At 66.3% G+C, this 17,496-nt stretch carries 14 protein-coding genes; 1 reads left to right on the top strand and 13 read right to left on the bottom strand.

Annotation, left to right across the window (positions count from 1 at the left end; translation table 11 throughout):
- Nucleotides 1–46: 46 nt before the first annotated feature.
- Genes API01S_RS08635 through API01S_RS08620 form a run of 4 tightly spaced genes read right to left on the bottom strand, consistent with a single transcriptional unit; the run spans nucleotide 47 to nucleotide 5,200 of the window.
- Nucleotides 47–664 (bottom strand): sarcosine oxidase subunit gamma, encoded by a 618-nt coding sequence (locus API01S_RS08635; protein WP_061304133.1) that lies wholly within the window; start codon nucleotides 662–664, stop codon nucleotides 47–49.
- Nucleotides 654–3,665: a sarcosine oxidase subunit alpha family protein gene (locus API01S_RS08630; protein WP_061304131.1), complete on the bottom strand. Its 3,012-nt coding sequence runs from the start codon at nucleotides 3,663–3,665 to the stop codon at nucleotides 654–656. The genes API01S_RS08635 and API01S_RS08630 overlap by 11 nt, the downstream gene beginning before the upstream one ends.
- Complete coding sequence (locus API01S_RS08625; protein WP_050727992.1) at nucleotides 3,662–3,940, bottom strand: sarcosine oxidase subunit delta; 279 nt, start codon at nucleotides 3,938–3,940, stop codon at nucleotides 3,662–3,664. The genes API01S_RS08630 and API01S_RS08625 overlap by 4 nt, the downstream gene beginning before the upstream one ends.
- Before the next feature lie 15 nt (nucleotides 3,941–3,955).
- Nucleotides 3,956–5,200, bottom strand: coding sequence for a sarcosine oxidase subunit beta family protein (locus API01S_RS08620; RefSeq protein WP_061304129.1), 1,245 nt, complete (start codon nucleotides 5,198–5,200; stop codon nucleotides 3,956–3,958).
- Between the two features lie 232 nt (nucleotides 5,201–5,432).
- Between API01S_RS08620 and fdhA the strand changes: the two genes are divergently transcribed.
- Nucleotides 5,433–6,629 carry a formaldehyde dehydrogenase, glutathione-independent gene (gene fdhA / locus API01S_RS08615; protein WP_061304127.1) on the top strand — a complete coding sequence of 399 codons (1,197 nt, stop codon included), beginning with the start codon at nucleotides 5,433–5,435 and terminating at the stop codon, nucleotides 6,627–6,629.
- A gap of 9 nt (nucleotides 6,630–6,638) precedes the next feature.
- On the opposite strand, the gene API01S_RS08610 is transcribed toward fdhA, so the two are convergent.
- Genes API01S_RS08610 through API01S_RS08570 form a run of 9 tightly spaced genes read right to left on the bottom strand, consistent with a single transcriptional unit; the run spans nucleotide 6,639 to nucleotide 17,487 of the window.
- Nucleotides 6,639–7,661 carry a GlxA family transcriptional regulator gene (locus API01S_RS08610; RefSeq protein WP_084802390.1) on the bottom strand — a complete coding sequence of 341 codons (1,023 nt, stop codon included), beginning with the start codon at nucleotides 7,659–7,661 and terminating at the stop codon, nucleotides 6,639–6,641.
- Between the two features lie 17 nt (nucleotides 7,662–7,678).
- Nucleotides 7,679–8,803: an FAD-binding oxidoreductase gene (locus API01S_RS08605; protein WP_061304123.1), complete on the bottom strand. Its 1,125-nt coding sequence runs from the start codon at nucleotides 8,801–8,803 to the stop codon at nucleotides 7,679–7,681.
- Nucleotides 8,804–8,812: 9 nt separating this feature from the next.
- Entirely contained in the window at nucleotides 8,813–10,090 is a 1,278-nt protein-coding gene (locus API01S_RS08600; protein WP_061304121.1) for an aromatic ring-hydroxylating oxygenase subunit alpha, read from the bottom strand.
- 8 nt (nucleotides 10,091–10,098) lie between these two features.
- A complete protein-coding gene (locus tag API01S_RS08595; RefSeq protein ID WP_084802389.1) occupies nucleotides 10,099–10,860 on the bottom strand; it encodes a hypothetical protein in 762 nt (253 codons plus the stop codon).
- Nucleotides 10,853–11,995, bottom strand: a complete 1,143-nt coding sequence (locus API01S_RS08590; RefSeq protein ID WP_061304118.1) for an electron transfer flavoprotein subunit alpha/FixB family protein — start codon at nucleotides 11,993–11,995, stop codon at nucleotides 10,853–10,855. Before API01S_RS08590 ends, API01S_RS08595 begins: the two co-directional genes overlap by 8 nt.
- Nucleotides 11,992–13,893, bottom strand: coding sequence for a (Fe-S)-binding protein (locus API01S_RS08585; protein ID WP_061304116.1), 1,902 nt, complete (start codon nucleotides 13,891–13,893; stop codon nucleotides 11,992–11,994). The genes API01S_RS08590 and API01S_RS08585 overlap by 4 nt, the downstream gene beginning before the upstream one ends.
- A 2-nt stretch (nucleotides 13,894–13,895) precedes the next feature.
- Complete coding sequence (locus tag API01S_RS08580) at nucleotides 13,896–15,959, bottom strand: NADH:flavin oxidoreductase (protein ID WP_061304113.1); 2,064 nt, start codon at nucleotides 15,957–15,959, stop codon at nucleotides 13,896–13,898.
- A gap of 7 nt (nucleotides 15,960–15,966) precedes the next feature.
- Nucleotides 15,967–16,488 carry a 4-vinyl reductase gene (locus API01S_RS08575; protein WP_061304110.1) on the bottom strand — a complete coding sequence of 174 codons (522 nt, stop codon included), beginning with the start codon at nucleotides 16,486–16,488 and terminating at the stop codon, nucleotides 15,967–15,969.
- Between the two features lie 12 nt (nucleotides 16,489–16,500).
- A complete protein-coding gene (locus tag API01S_RS08570; RefSeq protein ID WP_061304107.1) occupies nucleotides 16,501–17,487 on the bottom strand; it encodes a dipeptidase in 987 nt (328 codons plus the stop codon).
- Nucleotides 17,488–17,496 lie beyond the last annotated feature (9 nt).

Below are 17,496 nucleotides of genomic sequence, written 5' to 3'. Positions count from 1 at the left end.
ACTTACGTCTGTACGTCGTTGAAAAAAGGGCCTCACGGCCCTTTTTTCATTCCCGCTCGATGCGTTGATTGGGCGACATGAATTCCTGCGCCGCGTCCAGCAGCATGCGGCCTGCGTAGTCCGCGAAGCTGCGCCGCACCACGACTTCCACGCCGCCTGCGTCCAGCGCGCGCAACATCACCCCCGCCTTGAAGTAGTGGCTTTGCGCGCATTGTCCGGCGCCAAAGACCCGGGGGTGCAGATCCAGCGGGCAGCCCTTTGCCAGCACCTCGCGCGCATGCTCGCCCAGCAATTGCAGCACCGTGTACCCGCTGCTGACGTCGACCACGCAGGCGGACTCTGCCTGCAAGACCGGGCGCAGCGTGCCCTCTAGCGATGGCAACGAAGGTGCGAGCGACTGCACCCACCATTCATCGGGCCCCATCCAGGCCAGCAGATGCCGATGGCCATGCGCGACGGTATTCGGCGCCACCGGCGGCGCCGTTCCCAATGAACGTTCCAGCGCGCTGGCAAAGCCTGGCGAGCGCGCATTGCCGCGCAGCACGGCCAGATCCAGGAACGGCCTTTCGACGATGCGCAGACGCCGGGCGTCGCCGGCATGGGCCGGGGACTGAACGGGCTTGAGCCCCTTCAAGGGTGACTCCTGATACGTTTCAGTCCACATGTTGACGCCCTCCCTCGGGATCGTAGAAAACCGTGCTGTGTATCGTCGCCGGCATGAAGCCGCCTTCGGGTAACGCGACTTCGACCAGCTCTCCCATTTTCTGGTGGCCGTCCTTCACCCAACCCAGGGCGATCGAACGATTCAACGTGGGGCTCATGTAGCTAGACGTGACGTGGCCGATCATCGGTGCGATCGGCGCCCGGCTTTGCCGATGCATGATCTGGCTGCCTTCGGGCAGCACGACCGCAGGGTCGCGCGCCAGCAGGCCGACGAATTGCTTGCGGTTCGGCCCCGCTGTGTGGGCGCGTGACAGCGAACGCTTGCCCAGGCAGTCCTTGGACTTGGTCACCATGCCGCCCATGCCCAGGTCCTGCGGCGTCATGGAACCGTCCGTGTCCTGGCCGACGATGATGTAGCCCTTTTCCGCGCGCAACACGTGCATGGTTTCCGTGCCATAGGGCGTGATGCCGTATTGCTGGCCCGCCGCCATCAATGCGTTCCAGACACGCTGGCCCAGGTTGGCGGGCACGTTGACTTCGTAAGACAGTTCACCGGAAAAGCTGATGCGCATGATGCGCGTTGGGCTGGACCAGCCCGAGCCGGCTATCGTGCCTTCCCGGAAGCTCATGAAGGGGAACGCGTGGTTAGAAAAATCAATGTCGGGGCAAACCGTGCGCAACACCTTGCGCGCCAGCGGCCCCGCCACGGCGAATGTGGCGAAGTGGTCGGTCACTGTGGTCAGATGCACGTCCAGGTGCGGCCATTCCGTTTGCAGCCATCGTTCCATCCAGGCCAGCACGCGCGCCGCCCCGCCTGTGGTGGTACTCATCAGATAGTGCTGTTCGCCCAGGCGCATGGTGACGCCGTCATCGAACACCATGCCGTTCTCGTCCAGCATCAGGCCGTAGCGGCCCTTGCCCACTTCCAGCTTGCTCCACGCATTGGTGTAGACCCAGTTCAGCAACGTCGCCGCGTCCGGTCCCTGGATATCGATCTTGCCCAGCGTGGATGCGTCCAGCATGCCCACGCCATTGCGCACGGCCAGGCATTCGCGTGCGACAGCGGCCTCCATGCTCTCCCCGGACAGCGGAAAGTACCAAGGGCGTTTCCAGTTGCCGACGTCTTCGAACGCCGCGCCGCGCGACACATGCCATTCGTGCACGCTGGTCTTGCGGACCGGGTCGAAGAAGTCGCCCAGCTCGCGGCCCGCCAACACGCCGAAGGCTACGGGCGTGTAGTTCGGCCGATAGGTGGTGGTGCCGGTTTGTGCGATGGTCTTGCCCAGCGCGTCGGCCAGGACCGCCGCGCCATTGATGTTGCCCAGCTTGCCCTGGTCGGTACCGAAGCCCATGGCGGTATAGCGCTTCACGTGCTCGACCGAGTGATAGCCTTCGCGCACCGCCAGATGAATGTCCGCCACGGTGACGTCGTTCTGAAAGTCCACGAACTGCTTGGCGCCCCGGCCCGGACGGGCCCGCCCCGCCACATGCCAGAGCGGCAACATCGGATCCTGCGCGATGTTCGCCGTGCGCCACGCGAGCGCGCCCGCCGGGTTCAAGCCTGCCAGCATCGCCGCCTGACTGCCCGCCAACGCGCCGCCTTGCAGCGCTTCTGACAGCAGGAACTCTCCGTTGGCTGCGCCCACGCTGGCCTGCGCCTGCTTGGATCCCATCGGCACGAAGCAGGCATGGGTGTCATCCCACCGCGTCTGCCCGCCCGATTGCGCGTGCAGATGCAGCGCCGGGTTCCAGCCACCCGACACCGCCACCAGGTCGCACGGCAGCTTGGCATTGGCGGCGCCGGCCCGGCCGTCGGTGTAGGACGCCAGCACGACGCCATTCACATGCCGCCCTCCCCGCGCGCGCAGCACCACCGATTCGTTGCGCACCTCGATGCCGGCGCTACGCACCGCATCGGGCAACGCTCCCCGGCCGGGCGGACGCGGGTCGACGACAGTGACGTTGGCGCCATGCTCGCGCAAATCGAGCGCCGTACGATAAGCGCCGTCGTTGTTCGCATACAGCACCACGCGCCGTCCCGGCAGCACCGCGTAGCGCCGCACGTAGGTCGATACCGCCGAGGCCAGCATGATGCCCGGCAGGTCGTTATTACCGAACAGCAACGGCCGTTCGTGCGCGCCGGTGGCCAGCACGACCTGCTTGGCCCGTACCTTCCAAAGCCGTTGCCGCGCCCCGCGCCGCCGCGGCACCGGAAGGTGGTCGCTGAGCTGTTCGCACACGGTCACGAGGTTCTGGTCGTGATAGCCGAACGCCGTGCTGCGCGTCAGTATCCGGACCTCGTTCATGCCCAGCAGCGCCGTGTGCATCTGCCGGATCCAATCGCCGTTGGCCGCACCGTCGATCAGCGCCGGGCTGGACAAGAGGCTGCCGCCCAGTTCGGATTGGTTGTCGACGAGGATCACGCGCGCGCCCGCCATGCCCGCCGACATCGCGGCGGCCAGTCCGGCCGGACCGCCGCCCACGACCAGCACGTCGCAATGCGCATAGCGCTTGTCGTAGTGGTCGGGATCGGGCTGCGCTGGCGCGTGGCCCAGGCCGCCCGCCTTGCGGATAAACCGTTCGTAGGGCGGCCACCAGCGCTTGGGCCACATGAATGTCTTGTAGTAGAAGCCGGCAGGAATGAAGCGACCCAGCCGTTGCAGGATGGCCATGCGATCGCGATGCAGATCGGGCGCGGCATTGACGCTGGACGCGCGCAGGCCTTCATAGAGTTCGATGGTCGTGGCGCAGGGGTTGGGAACCGTGTGCCCCCCGTCTTCCAGCTGCACGAGCGCGTTGGGTTCTTCGACGCCCGCCGACATGACGCCCCGAGGCCGGTGGTACTTGAAGCTGCGTCCCACGAAATGTTCGCCATTGGCCAGCAGCGCGGACGCCAGCGTGTCGCCCTGGCACCCGTAGAACGTCTGGCCGTTGAACGTGAATTCGATGGACGTCGCCGTGTCGACGCGTCCGCCGTGCGCCAAGCGGTGCGGTTGCGTCATTTGCGTTCTCCTGCCGCGTGTTCGAACGTATGGAAGCCGTGGAATTCGTGGCTGACCGTGTCGCGCTCGGCCAGGAACCAGCGGCGGCAGCCGTGCGCGTGCTGCCATTGCTCGCGGTTGCGGCCGCGCGCATTGCGGCGCATGAACGCGTAGTCGGCCCATTGGGCGTCCGACAAAGAATCGCAATCGATGGGTCGGACAATGTCGGCTTCGCCGCCGCAGATGAATTCGGTTTCGGCGCGGGGGCCGCAGTAGGGACAGGTGAGCATCAGCATTTTCAACCTCTGCATTCAGTGCGCGACGGCGGCGGCGCCGTGCTCGTCGATCAAATGGCCGGTGTGGAAGCGGTTCAGCGAGAAAGGCGCGTTGAGCCGATGCGGCGCGTTGTTGGCGACGGTATAGGCAAAGACCCACCCCGAGCCCGGCGTGGCCTTGAAGCCGCCCGTGCCCCAACCGCAATTGAAGTACAGCCCCTTGATGGGCGTCGTGGAGATGACGGGGCAGGCATCGGGCGACACGTCGACGATCCCGCCCCACTGCCGGTTCATGCGCACGCGGCTGAACGCGGGGAACATTTCGACAATGGCCTGCAAGGTGCTTTCGATCAGGTGGAAGCTGCCGCGCTGCCCGTAACCGACGTATTGGTCGATGCCGGCGCCGATGACCAGGTCGCCCTTGTCGGATTGGCTGATGTAGGCGTGCACCGCGTTGGACATCACGACGGTGTCCAGCACGGGCTTGAGCGGCTCGGACACCAGCGCCTGCAACGGATGGCTTTCGAGCGGCAGGCGCAACCCAGCCATGTCGGCGATCACGCTGGAATGGCCGGCCGCGACGACCGCGACCTTTGGCGCGAGGATGAATCCCCGTTCGGTCTCCACCCCGCGCACTTCGCCATCTTCGCGCCGGATACCCGTGACCGCGCAATTCTCGATGATGTCCACGCCCAGCCGATCGGCCGCGCGCGCGTATCCCCACGCCACCGCGTCGTGCCGGGCAACGCCGCCACGCCGCTGGAACGAGGCCCCCAGCACCGGATAGCGGCAGTCCAGGTTGATGGCGGGCACGATCTCCTTGATCTGCGCCGGCGTCAGCCATTCGCCGTCGATGCCGTTGTACCGGTTGGCGGTGATGCGGCGCTTGGTGTCGCGCACGTCCTGCAACGTGTGCGCCAGGTTCATCACGCCGCGCTGGCTGAACATGACGTTGTAGTTCAGCTCCTGCGACAGCCCTTCCCATAGCTGCATCGACTTTTCGTACAGCTGGGACGATTCATCCCACAGGTAGTTGGACCGCACGATCGTGGTGTTGCGCGCCGTGTTGCCGCCACCCACCCAGCCTTTTTCCAGCACGGCGATGTTCTTCAAGCCATGTTCTTTGGCCAGGTAATACGCCGTCGCCAGGCCATGGCCGCCGCCGCCCACCACCACGATGTCGTAGGCGCGCCGGGGCTCGGGGCTGCGCCAGGCGCGCGGCCAGCGTTCGTGGTTGGAAAAGCCATGGCGGATCAGGCTGAACAGGGAATAGCGGCTCATCGTGGCTCCTAGACAGGGTTCCCATTTTTCTCCGAAGGCGCGCGCCGCGACTGGCTGGACCGGCCGGGAACTTGCCTGATTCCGACAAGCGCGACGCGCGGCCGCCCACTGGCGCATACCGGCTGGATCCTGTCGCGCGCGGCTGCGTGGTCTGCAAGGGGGATTGCCAAAATCGGCCGGTGGCGGGCGCGGGCCCGCACCAATCCGGCCCGGCCGGCAGGGAGACGCAGACATGGCAGCGAACAGAGGCGTGGTGTACGTGGGCGACGGACGGGTCGAAGTGCAGTCGATCAGCTTTCCGAAGCTGGAGGACCCGCGCGGCCGCAAGGTCGAACATGGCGTGATCTTGAAAGTGGTGACCACCAACATCTGCGGATCGGACCAGCACATGGTGCGCGGCCGCACGACGGCGCAGAAAGGCCTGGTGCTGGGCCACGAGATCACCGGCGAAGTCATCGAAGTGGGCCGCGACGTGGAAACGCTGAAGGCCGGCGATCTGGTGTCGGTGCCATTCAACGTGGCCTGTGGACGCTGCCGCACCTGCAAGGAGCAGGACACCGGCGTCTGTCTGACTGTCAATCCGGCGCGCGCAGGCGGCGCCTACGGCTATGTCGACATGGGCGACTGGATCGGCGGGCAAGCGGAATACGTCATGGTGCCGTACGCCGACTTCAACCTGCTGCGCTTTCCCGACCGCGACCAGGCGATGGCCAAGATACGCGACCTGACCTGCCTGTCCGACATTCTTCCCACCGGCTTTCATGGCGCGGTGAGCGCGGGCGTCGGCCCGGGCAGCACCGTGTACGTGGCGGGCGCGGGCCCGGTCGGCATGGCCGCCGCCGCGTCCGCGCGCCTGCTGGGCGCGGCGGTGGTCATCGTGGGCGACCTGAACCCCTTGCGGCTGGAGCACGCGCGCAAAGTCGGCTTTGAAACGGCCAACCTGTCGCTGGACGCCCCGCTGGGCCACCAGATTGCCGCCCTGCTGGGCACGCCCGAAGTCGATTGCGCCATCGATGCCGTGGGCTTCGAGGCACGCGGGCACGGCGCTGCCGGGTCGCAGGCGGAAGCGCCCGCCGCCGTGTTGAACGCCTTGATGGACATCACACGCGTGGCGGGCCGTATCGGCATTCCGGGGCTGTACGTCACCGACGACCCCGGCGCCAGCGACCCCGCCGCGCGCCGGGGCAGCCTGTCGGTGCGCTTCGGGCTGGGCTGGGCAAAGGCGCACAGCTTTCACACGGGGCAGACGCCCGTCCTGAAATACAACCGCGCGCTGATGCAGGCCATTCTTTGGGACCGCATCAACATCGCCGAGGTGGTGGGCGTAGAGGTCATCGCGCTGGACGCGGCGCCGGACGGCTACGCCGCCTTCGATGCCGGCGCGCCCAGGAAATTCGTGATCGACCCCCACGCGATGCTGGCCGCCTGAACGACCGGCCTAGCCGTGCACCTGCCTGCGCTCGCTGCTGGGCGAACGCCCGAAGCGGGCGCGGTACGCCTTGCTGAAATGGCAAGGCGACTGAAAGCCGCACGCCACGGTCACTCCCATGATGGTCATGCGCGTCTGCAACAACAGTTCGCGGGCGCGCAAAAGGCGCAACCACAGGTAGTAGCGCATGGGCGACATACCCAGGTAATACTTGAACATGCGCTGCAACTGGCGCTGCGACAAACCGATCTGAAGGGCAATCTGCCTGAACGACAAGGGGTCTTCGATATGCGCTTCCATCAACTGCGCCACGTTAAGCAGTTCCTGCCGGTTGAACCCCACCCGGGCCACCATCGGAATATGCTGCCGTTCCGATGGCGAGCGGATGCGCTCAAGCAGAAATTGCTCGGACACGCCCTGCGCCAACTCATCGCCGAAGCGCTCGGCGGTGATGCCCAGCATCAGATCGATCGGCGCAGTGCCGCCTGAGCTGGTCATGCGGTCGCGGTCGATCACGAACAGTTCCTCGGTCAGTTCGACGGAGGGGAATTCCTCGCGCACGGCAAAGAGGTTTTCCCAGTGCATCGCGCAGCGATACCCCGTCATCAGGCCGGCCTTCACCAGCGCGTAGCTGCCCGTGCAGATACCGCCCAACGCCACGCCCTGGCGGGCGAGGCTTTGCAGCAACTTGACGACGGGCTCGGTCACCTGATCCTGGACCTGCATGCCGCCGCAGACGATCAGCGCGTCCCAATCATCCACCAGCCCCCTTGACGCCAGCGGTTCGATCGGCAGCCGGTTGCTGGCCTGGACCGCCTCGCCGTCCAGGGTCATGACCGACCAGCGGTAAAGTTCGCGGCGGCTGACGGTGTTGGCCATGCGCAGCACTTCCACCGCCCCGGAAAACGCGATCATCGAAAAATTCGGCAATAGCAGGAAGCCGAAGTGCAACTGCCGGGAAGCCGCGGCAGGGGCTGGGGATACGGACCACGATTCGTTGGCAACGTGAGCTAAGGCTTGGTGCATAGGCATGGATCTCGACTGTTCCGTCATTTATCGATGAGTAGATTGCTCAAGGGCCGGCTGCAACACAGCAACATGAAACCTTGATCGATTTCGCGTTGCCGGATGCCGCCTTGATGCCGCATGTCCACGTTGCCCGACAGCAAGCGGACCTTGCAGGTGCCGCACAGGCCCTGGGTGCAGGACGCGGGCATGCGCAGGCCAGCCGCGCGCGCGGCGTCAAGCACAGGCTGATCGCCCGCGCAGGAGATGGTGCGCTGGCTTTGCTGAAACTGGACGCTGTACGTGGCGACGTCGGCCGAATCCGGCGGCGCGGCCACGGGCGCGGGGATCGCGCCCGCCGCGTCCTGCTCGGACAGCGTTTCAAAAGAGAAGCTTTCCTGGTGATGCCGCGCCATGTCGAAGCCGGCCGCGCGCAGCATGTCGCTGACCGCCTGCATATAAGGAGCGGGCCCGCAGACGAACACCTCGCGCTCCAGAAAGTCAGGCGCGATCAGCTTGAGCGAGGCGAGGCTCAGACGGCCGGTCAGCCCATGCCAGCCGGTATCTACGCCCAGCGTCTCGCAGATGAAATGCGTCCGAAAATGGCGCTGGCTGGCGGCGAACAATGCAAGCTCGCGTCCAAAGATGATGTCGTCCGGCGTGCGGGCGCTATGCACGAAGATCGTGTCGCGGTCGTCGCACAGGTCACGATGGGTGCGCGCCATGGACATCAGGGGCGTGATGCCGGAACCCGCGGACAGGAACAGATAGCGCGCGGCCGGATGCAGCGCGGACGAGAACACGCCCGCCGGCCCCAGCACGCGCAACTTGTCCCCGACTTCAAGGCAGTCATGCAGCCAGTTGGACGCCTTGCCACCCGGCACGCGCTTGACGGTGATCGACAGGGTGTGCGGCCGAGTGGGCGGCGAGGAGATCGTGTAGCAGCGGTTCAAGCGTTCGCCGTCGATATCCAGCTCCAGCGTCAGGAACTGGCCGGGCGCGAACTGAAAGGCATGCCCGGCGCGGGACCGGAAATAGAAGCTCTTGACGTCGGCCGTCTCCTGGCGCACCTGGCAGCACAACAGGGTTTCCTCGGTCTCGCTATCCCACGGAGAGGGCAGCCGCTGCCAGAACTCGGGTTGATGGATACGTAAAAGCTTGTGCGGCATGGCGGCCTCTTAATCCGGATAGCAGGCCGCCAGCCGGCCGACATACCAATTACAGAACTTGTCCACCAGGCTTTCGGTGAAGGGCGAATAGGGGCCGGGCTGATACGCGGGACTGCGCACGCCCTGCTGCGACATCTCGACCAGCGCGCGGTCCTGCGCGTTGGTGGCCCGCCAGACGGCGGTCAGGTTCTGGACGTCGTAATCCACGTTTTCCACCGCGTCCTTGCGCACCAGCCAACGGGTACGGACCAGCGTCTTTTCGGGCCCCAGCGGCAGCGCCGAGAAGGCGACGACGTGGTCGCTCATGAAGTGAAACCACGCGTTGGGCTGCGTCCATAACGACAGCCCGCCCAGATCGCGGCGCGTCAGCGCACCCAACAGCTTGTTGGAGGCGGCCCGGCCGTCCATCGTCTGCGACTCGCCCGCCTGGTCCAGCGGCATGCGCCGCACGCGATACCCCGTGATGCGGCTGTCCAGCGTTTCACATTCGGCGCTGGGCAGGCCTGCGGCTTCCCATTCCTCGCAACGCGCGGCCGACATCTGCTCGAACCGCTGCAATTGGTCGACGTTGGATGGCGACGGCTCATAGCCGTAGCCGAATTCAAACAGGGAGGCGGTCAGTTCAGGATGGTTGACGGCGCAGTGATAGCACTCGCGGTTGTTCTCCATCGTGAGCTTCCAGTTGCCCTCCTCGATGATGTCGATCTGCGCGGCGACCTTGCAGTCTTGAAGTTGGTGGGGCCGCAAATAAGGTTCCACCTGTTCGCGCATCGCCGCGAAGTCTTCGGGTGCATCGGCGGCGAGGCAGACGAAGATCAGTCCGCTCAGGGTCTCGACGCGCACGGGCTTCAGGCTGTAGAGGCTTTTGTCGAACCCTTCGCCCATGTGTTCCGCATAGGCCAGCTTGCCGTTCAGCGTGTAGGTCCATTGATGATAGGAACAGACCAGATTGCCGACCGAGCCTTGCGGCGTCACGCAGAGCCGCGCGCCACGATGCCGGCAGACGTTGTGATAGGCCCGCACCTGGCCGTCGTCATCGCGGACCAGCACCACCGACTGCTTGCCGATCTCGACCGTCACGTAGTCGCCGGGTTCCGGGATGTCGGGTTCGACCGCGACGAATATCCAATGCCGGCCGAAGATTGCCTCCATGTCCATCTCGTACACGGCCGGACTCAGATAGAAGGCAGCTTCCAGGCTGTGGCCGGGCCGGCGATTGGCGATCATCGCGCGGATCGATTCGTCGATGGGGGAGCGAACGGCGCAAATCCGCTGGGTGATGGTCATGTTCCACCTCAGTAATCAATCAGGCTGTGGGCGCGCAGGTAGTCGATGACCGCCTGCGCCTTTTCGGCGGGGGATCCTTCGGTGATAACCGTCCCGCCACGACTTTCCATCGTGATCGCGGCCAGCAGTCGCGCGCGCCCTGAGCGCGATTCGCGGGCCGCCAACTTGCGCGGGCTGCCGATGGCCGGTTCGATTCGCATCGTGGCCAACGGCGCGCCCGGCACGGCCGGCGCATGCGACGCCACCTGCCCCGCCCGTTCGCGCGCATACACATGGCGTACCTCGAACGCGGCCAGGGGATGCACCGCCAGCACGGCCGGCAGCGTGGCGGCGATTTCTCGCCGCCGGCCTTTCGGCAAGCATTGCTGCGTGACCGCGCTACCGTCGCTCACGGTTGCCGACAGGACGGCGGGCAGTAGTGGCATGTGCAACTTTTGGGCTAGCAGATAAGGCAGCAGGCCGCTGCCGTCGCCGCTTTCCGCGCGCGCGCCGCACACCACCAGGTCGTACCCGCGCACGTGCTCGGCCAGCGCATCCAGGATGTCGTACCCGGTGGGCACGTCGATCGCCTGGACCGTTTGCGCGCCCAGCGCCAGATAGTCGCGCAGCGCCGGCTCGGCCGGGTTGCCCGCATGGACGACGTCAACCTTGCCAGCGCCGAGCGACCATGCCAGCGCCAGCGCCTGCGCGTCGTTGCGGCTCCAGCGCGCCACGCCGCTGACGGGATGCACGCCCACCGAGACCAGGACGGCAATACGCAGATCAGCCATCGGCGGCCTCGCGGTTTCGGTGGACGGCGCGGGCCTGCTTGACCTGGGCAAGCAGCGCCTGGGCGACGCGTTGCGTGTCGTCGATGATGCTGAGGTCTGCGCGCCGGACCAGCGGCGCGGCGGCGTCCAGGTTGATGGCGATGACGTGCCGGCAATCCTTGATACCTTGCAGATGTTGCACCGCCCCGGATATGCCGAACGCCAGATAGGCGCTGGCGCTGACCGTCTTGCCGGTTGCGCCGATCTGCTGGGCGCGTGCAAAGCGCCCGTCGTCGACCGCCACGCGGCTGGCCCCGACCGCCGCGCCCAGCTCGTCGGCCAGGGCATGAAAGCCATCCAGGTCGCGCACGCCATTGCCCGCCGACACGATCAGGTCGGCCTCTTCCAGATCGACTTCCTGGGCGGCAAGCGTGCGCGTGCCCTGATCGCGATAGGCGGAGGCCATGGGCAGCGCCGCGCCTCTTGTGCACTCGCCGTGCCCGACGAAAGGCAGCCGGTCATCGACGGCGTCCGGCGCCAGCAGCACGATGCGCGGCAAGGGACGGCGCGCGCGCCGGGGGCCTGCCGGTTGCCGAGACAGAGTCGTTGGGTCGTGGTTGACGGGTCGGTAGAGACACGCCACGCCATCGCGGTTGATCTCCACCACGTGGCTGGCCACCGTTTCGCGCGTGGCGGCGGCCAGACGCCGGCCCAGGTCGCCGTCCGGCAGGCCGTTGTCGGGAAGGAAGACATGCAGCGGGCGATCCCGGTTCATCACCACCAACAGCGCCGCCAGTTCGGTGTCTGGCGCGTAGGCCGGCGAGGCGGCGATGACCGTCAAGCGGTCGACGCCCAAGGCCCCGGCATCGCCGTTGAATTCTCCGAAGACCAGCAGGTGCACCCAGGTGTCATGTGCGGCAAGCAGAGCCGCCGCCGCCACGGCCTGGCGCGCATGCGCGTCCAGCTCCCCGCGATCGCTGTGCGCCACGGCCAGCACGCAGCGCAACGCCTCGGTGGCGCGCAAGGGCTTGGGTGCGACGGCCCGCCGTGGATCCCGGCCGCCATTCTCCGTATCCGCGCCAAGCTCGATGCGTCGAACGCCCGCGTCCGACAAGGTATATGGCCTGCGTGGGTTGACTCTGCGGATCGGGTTCATGATGTCTCCAGCGCGTCGGCAACCAGTTCAGCGATATCGCGCACGTCTGGCCGGGGGCCCACGACGCCTTCGAGCATGGCCGTGCAATTGGGACAAGCGACCACCACCAGATTCGCGCCGGTGTCGCGTGCGTCCTGGATGCGGATGTCGGGGATGCGTCGTTCGCCGGGAATATCCGTCAGCGCCGCGCCGCCGCCTGCCCCACAACAACGCGAGTTCAGCCCGTGGCGGGCCATTTCGTTAATGCCCAGGCCAAGCTGGCCCAGCAGTTTGCGCGGCGCCTCGGTTTCGCCGTTGTAGCGGCCCAGATAGCAGGGATCGTGGTAGGTCAGCACGGGCGCGTTGTCAGCAGGCTTGAACCGCAATCGGCCAGCGTCCGCCAGCTCGGCAAGCAGGCCGGTGTGATGCATTACCTGATAGTGCCCGCCCAGCGCGGGATATTCATTGCGCAGGCTATGCAGGACGTGCGGGTCGGCCGTGACGATGCGCTTGAAGGACAGTTCGGACAGCGTCTGGATGAGCCGGCCGGCCAGCATCTGAAAGGTGGCTTCGTCACCCAGCCGCCGCGCGATGTCGCCGGTATCGGTTTCGCGGTCGCCCAGCACCGCGAAATTGACACCGCCCGCGTGCATGGCCTTGACCAGCGCGCGCAAGCTGCGTTGATACCGCAGCCCGAAGGCGCCCTCGCCCACGATCAACAGCACATCCACCGGTTGGCCCGGCTGGATCCAAGCCACATCCAGGTCAACCGCCCAATGATGGCGCGCGGCCAGCGCATAGCCGCCTGCCGTACCGGTCTCGCGCAAGTTTGCCAGCACGGCGGGGGCCGTCCCCGGCGCGGCGCCGTGCTCAAGCGTCTGTTGGCGGCGCATGTCGATGACGGCGTCGACGTGTTCGATCAGCATCGGGCATTCGTGCACGCAGGCCCGGCAGGTCGTGCAGGCCCATAGCGTCTCGGCCTGCACCAAGCCGGGGACCAGCGTCTTGTCGGCCCCGCCCTCGCGCCCGCCGACGGACAGGCCGGGCATGGGGCTGCCCGTATAGGCGGCGTCCGTGCCGCCCGCCATGCCGACCACCATGTCCTGGATCAGCTTCTTCGGGTTCAGCGGTTGCCCCGCAGCGAAGGCGGGACAGGCGGCTTCACACTTTCCGCACTGCACGCACGCGTCAAAACTCAGCAGCTGGTTCCACGCGAAGGTGGCCGGCTTGCCCACGCCCAGGGTCTCGCTCTTGGGTAAGCCGCCAAGCGCCAACGGACGCAATGCCGCCTTCTGCCCCGGCGATGCACGGCTAAAGCGTTCACGACGAGGATGGAACGCCAGGTGCAGCAGCCCAGCCAGCGCGTGCTTCATCGGCCCTCCGCGCGCGATGCCGACTGTCAGTTCCCACGCGCCGATGGCCAGCAGAGCCACGGTGCCCAGGCCCGCCGCGCCGGCCAACCAGGAGGTGGACACGCCGCCAAGCAAGAGCAGGCCGAACGCCAGCGCGCCCAGCATCCAGGGCAGGCGGTCCCACAAGCCGCGCGACAGACGCGCTGGCGGCTTGCGACGCCGGTGCCAGACGAAGAACAAACCGCTCAACATCACCAGCGCGGCCACGGCGATGGCCAGGTCCAACGCGGGCAGGTAGAGCGCCAGACCGTAGTTGACCGCCACCAGCGCCATGGCGGCCACTGCGCCTCCCGCCGTCGCCACGTGGGTCCGTGCAATGTAGGGGTCGCGCGCCACCACGCGATGCAGGTCGACGAAATAGCGCTTGGGCACCGCCAGCAGGTCCAGCCAGCGCACCGGCGCCGGGCGGCCAACCCGCCACAACGCGGCCCGGCGCAGGCCTCCCACGCACACGCCCAGCAGCGACAGCCAGAACAATCCAGTAATGACAGTGGTGAACGGCGCCATGATCAGAAGTCCTTGCACAGCCGCAGCGCATCGTAGATGGCCGCGTGGATGTTGTGCATCGACACGCAATCCCCGACGCGAAACAACAGGAAGCGGCCATCGCCCAGATGCTGGCCCAGCACCGGTTGCGGGTCGCCTGCATACAGGGCGTGCACGTCGGTCTGCCCCACGTTGGCCGATTTGCGCTTGAGCATGCCGTACAGCGCATCGTTGGGCGTGATGCCGTTTTCGATGACTACCTGGTCCACCACGCGCTCTTCTCGATCTTCCGTGTATTCGTTGCGCAGCAAGGCGACCTTCTTGTCGCCTTCGGCGCTGACGCGCTCAAGCCAATGGTTGGGCGTCAGGACGACCTGCTGCGCATACAGGCGGCGGTAGAAGATCGGGAAGGTGGTGCCGCCTACGTCTTCGGCCACCTTGGTGTCGGGCGTGACGATTTCGACCTGCGCGCCCCGGCTGGCGAGAAAATCAGCAACGCCCGCACCCGCATGCGTGCTGACGCCGTCATACACCAGGACGTTGCGGCCGGGCTCGACCTGGCCGGACAAGACATCCCACGAACTGACGGCCAGCCCGCGCGCAACGCCCCAGGCCTGCTGCTCGTGCACGTGGCTCAAGCCGCCCGTGGCCAGCACGACGATATCGGGCTGCTGCGCCAACACCATTTCCTCGGTGGCCAACGTGCCCAGCTGGCAATCAACACCCAGGCGCTTGAGCTCCAGCGCGAACCACCGCACGATGCCGTCCATCTGTTCGCGCTGGGGCGCCTTGGCGGCCAGGAGGATCTGGCCGCCAATGGCGGTGGCGCGCTCGAACAGCACCACCCGATGCCCGCGCTCGGCGCAGACCCGCGCTGCTTCCATGCCGGCCGGGCCGGCCCCGACCACCACGACTTTGCGCTGCGGTCCGCGAGAACGCGCGATCACGTGCGGCATGGTTTCTTCGCGGGCGGTCGCCGCATTCTGGATGCACAGCACGTCCAGGCCGTCGTACTGCCTGTCGATACAGTAGTTGGCGCCCACGCACTGCTTGATCTCGTCTTCGCGATCGTCGCGAATCTTCACGACTAGATGCGGGTCCGCGATGTGGGCACGCGTCATGCCGACCAGATCGGCATGGCCGGCCGCCAGCAGGCGCTCGGCCTGCACGGCGTCGCGGATGCTCTGTGCGTGCATCACCGGAATGCGCACCACCGACTTGATGCCCGCCGCCAGATGTGCGAAGGGTTCGGGCGGCAGCGCCATCGGCGGCATGCAGTTGGCCAGGGAGTTGTGCGTATCCGCGCCGGAACCGATCACGCCCAGGTAATCGATCAGGCCCGTGTCGGCCATGGCCTGCGCAATTTCGCGCAGGGCTTCGTGGTCGAGCCCGTCGTCGTGGAACTCGTCGCCGCACATCCGCAGCCCCACGCAGAAATCCGCGCCCACGGCCTCGCGCACGGCGTGCAGCACATCCAGCCCGAAGCGCAGCCGGTTACGCAGGCTGCCGCCGTAGGCATCGGTGCGGAAGTTGGTGCGCGGGCTCCAGAATTGATCGATCAGATGCTGGTGCGCGGCGGATATCTCGATGCCGTCCATGCCCGCCCGCTGCACGCGTTTGGCCGCGGCGGCGAAGTCGCTGATGATGCGTCCGATCTCTTCGACCTCGATGGTCTTCGCGTTGCCCCGATGCACCGGCTCGCGTACGCCGGAGGGCGACAGCAGATGCGGCCAATGCTCGCCGTGCCAGGCCGAGCGCCTGCCCATGTGCGTCGCCTGGATCATGACCTTGGCGCCGTGGCGGTGCATGGCTTCGCTGAGTTTGGCCAAGGGCTCGATCACGCGGTCGGTCGTCAGGTTGACCGACCGCCACCAGCCTTGCGGGCTGTCCATCGACACCGGGCTGGAGCCGCCACAGATGGCCAGCCCCAGGCCGCCCTTCGCCTTCTCTTCGTAGTAGGCGATGTAGCGATCGCCGGGCAGTCCGCCCGGTTCCGCGTGCACTTCAGCGTGCGCGGTGCTGACGATGCGATTGCGCAGCACCAGGCGATTGACCGTCAGCGGCGCAAACAGATGGGGATAACGCATGTCGGCCTCAGGCGATCGGGCTAACGATGAATTCGCAATGCGCGTGCCCTTCCGAGGCGCATTGGGTTTCCTCGCATTGCGCGCGCGTGACGCAGCCATGCTGATCGGCCAACCAGTCCATCGCCCCCGCGAACCATCCGGCAAACATATAGCAACGCTTGCCTGCCCCCTGCGGCTGGCCCAGCACGAACGCCGAATGGCGCAGCACGATGCGCGCGGTCATCGCGTTGGGGTCCGCGTCCGTCAGGCGGAACAGCCCCCAACCTCTTTGCGACAAGCGCTTCAGATAGTGTTCGAAAACTGCAAGACCGCTGAGGCGATGCTCGCGCGCTTCTTCGTTGCACCAGTGGTAGGCGGATCGGTGGCCCGCGTCGTACAGGATGCGCGCATAGGCATCGCGGCCCAGCGCGGCTTCGACAGCCGCGTGGTTACCCAGGAAGAAATGGCGCGGCACGTACAGCATCGGCATGCCGTCGGTGCTCCACACGCCCGTCTGCTCGTTGACGTCGATCGGAAGCTGGGGATTCATATTGACTGCTCCTTAAGCCGCCGGCGCGTCGGAGCGCCAGACCTCGCCAAAAACGCGCAACCAGTTTTCACCCAGGATCTTGCGGATGTGGATTTCGCTCCAGCCGGCGCGCTGCATCGCGGCGGTCAGGTTGGGAAATTCACCGATGGTCTGGATGCCCTCGGGGTTGCGGATGGCACCGAAGTCGGTCAGCCGGCGATACCGGCCCTTGTCGTGCGTCAACCAGTCGAAGAACGGCTGGCCGTAGCCTTGGGTGAAGTCGGTGCCGATGCCCACTGCGTCTTCGCCCACCAGATTCACGACATAGCCGATGGCCTCGACATAGTCGTCCACGGTGGATTGCACGCCGCGCTTGAGGAAAGGCGGGAACATCGTCACGCCGACGAATCCGCCGCGCTCGGCGATGGCCCGGAGCTGCGCATCGCTCTTGTTGCGCGGGTGGGCTTTCAAGCCGGCCGGCAGGCAGTGGGAATAACAGACGGGCCGGGTCGAGGCCAGGATGGCTTCTTCGGATGTCTTGGCGCCCACGTGCGACAGGTCCACCATGATGCCGACGCGATTCATCTCGGCCACCACTTCGTGGCCGTAGCCGGACAGGCCGCCGTCGCGCTCGTAGCAACCGGTGCCGATCAGGTTCTGCGTGTTGTAGCAAAGCTGCACGACCCGCACGCCCATGTCGGCGAAGGCTTCGATCGCGCCCAGGTCGTCCTGGAATGCGTGGCCGTTCTGGAAGCCCAGGATGATGCCCGTCTTGCCGTCGCGCTTGGCCTGGCGGATATCTTCCGTGGTGCGCACCAGTGTGACCAGATCCTGATTGGCGCGGATCAGCGCCTTCATGGCGGCGATGTTCGAGACGGTCTGCTCGAATCCTTCCCAGACCGAGACCGTACAGTTGGCGGCCGTCAAGCCGCCTTTTCTCATTTCTTCAAAAACGGACCGATCCCATTTCGAGATGATCAGACCGTCGATAACCATGCTTTTCTCATGCAGCGTAGCCATGGGATTCCC

Origin of the sequence: Achromobacter piechaudii NBRC 102461 (genome assembly GCF_001571245.1) — a bacterium.
In the GTDB taxonomy this organism is placed as follows: domain Bacteria; phylum Pseudomonadota; class Gammaproteobacteria; order Burkholderiales; family Burkholderiaceae_B; genus Achromobacter; species Achromobacter piechaudii.
The sequence above is the reverse complement of the archived record's forward strand: the minus strand, read 5'-3'. Positions and strand labels throughout refer to the sequence as shown.

What these genes read in the sequence shown, in the direction of transcription:
- fdhA (WP_061304127.1), top strand. Translation starts at nt 5,433, where the DNA reads ATGGCAGCGAACAGAGGCGTGGTGTACGTGGGCGACGGACGGGTCGAA.
- API01S_RS08630 (WP_061304131.1), bottom strand. Translation starts at nt 3,665, where the DNA reads ATGACGCAACCGCACCGCTTGGCGCACGGCGGACGCGTCGACACGGCG.
- API01S_RS08595 (WP_084802389.1), bottom strand. Translation starts at nt 10,860, where the DNA reads ATGGCTGATCTGCGTATTGCCGTCCTGGTCTCGGTGGGCGTGCATCCC.
- API01S_RS08575 (WP_061304110.1), bottom strand. Translation starts at nt 16,488, where the DNA reads ATGAATCCCCAGCTTCCGATCGACGTCAACGAGCAGACGGGCGTGTGG.
- API01S_RS08580 (WP_061304113.1), bottom strand. Translation starts at nt 15,959, where the DNA reads ATGCGTTATCCCCATCTGTTTGCGCCGCTGACGGTCAATCGCCTGGTG.
- API01S_RS08590 (WP_061304118.1), bottom strand. Translation starts at nt 11,995, where the DNA reads ATGAACCCGATCCGCAGAGTCAACCCACGCAGGCCATATACCTTGTCG.
- API01S_RS08625 (WP_050727992.1), bottom strand. Translation starts at nt 3,940, where the DNA reads ATGCTGATGCTCACCTGTCCCTACTGCGGCCCCCGCGCCGAAACCGAA.
- API01S_RS08610 (WP_084802390.1), bottom strand. Translation starts at nt 7,661, where the DNA reads ATGCCTATGCACCAAGCCTTAGCTCACGTTGCCAACGAATCGTGGTCC.
- API01S_RS08605 (WP_061304123.1), bottom strand. Translation starts at nt 8,803, where the DNA reads ATGCCGCACAAGCTTTTACGTATCCATCAACCCGAGTTCTGGCAGCGG.
- API01S_RS08620 (WP_061304129.1), bottom strand. Translation starts at nt 5,200, where the DNA reads ATGAGCCGCTATTCCCTGTTCAGCCTGATCCGCCATGGCTTTTCCAAC.
- API01S_RS08585 (WP_061304116.1), bottom strand. Translation starts at nt 13,893, where the DNA reads ATGGCGCCGTTCACCACTGTCATTACTGGATTGTTCTGGCTGTCGCTG.
- API01S_RS08600 (WP_061304121.1), bottom strand. Translation starts at nt 10,090, where the DNA reads ATGACCATCACCCAGCGGATTTGCGCCGTTCGCTCCCCCATCGACGAA.
- API01S_RS08635 (WP_061304133.1), bottom strand. Translation starts at nt 664, where the DNA reads ATGTGGACTGAAACGTATCAGGAGTCACCCTTGAAGGGGCTCAAGCCC.
- API01S_RS08570 (WP_061304107.1), bottom strand. Translation starts at nt 17,487, where the DNA reads ATGGCTACGCTGCATGAGAAAAGCATGGTTATCGACGGTCTGATCATC.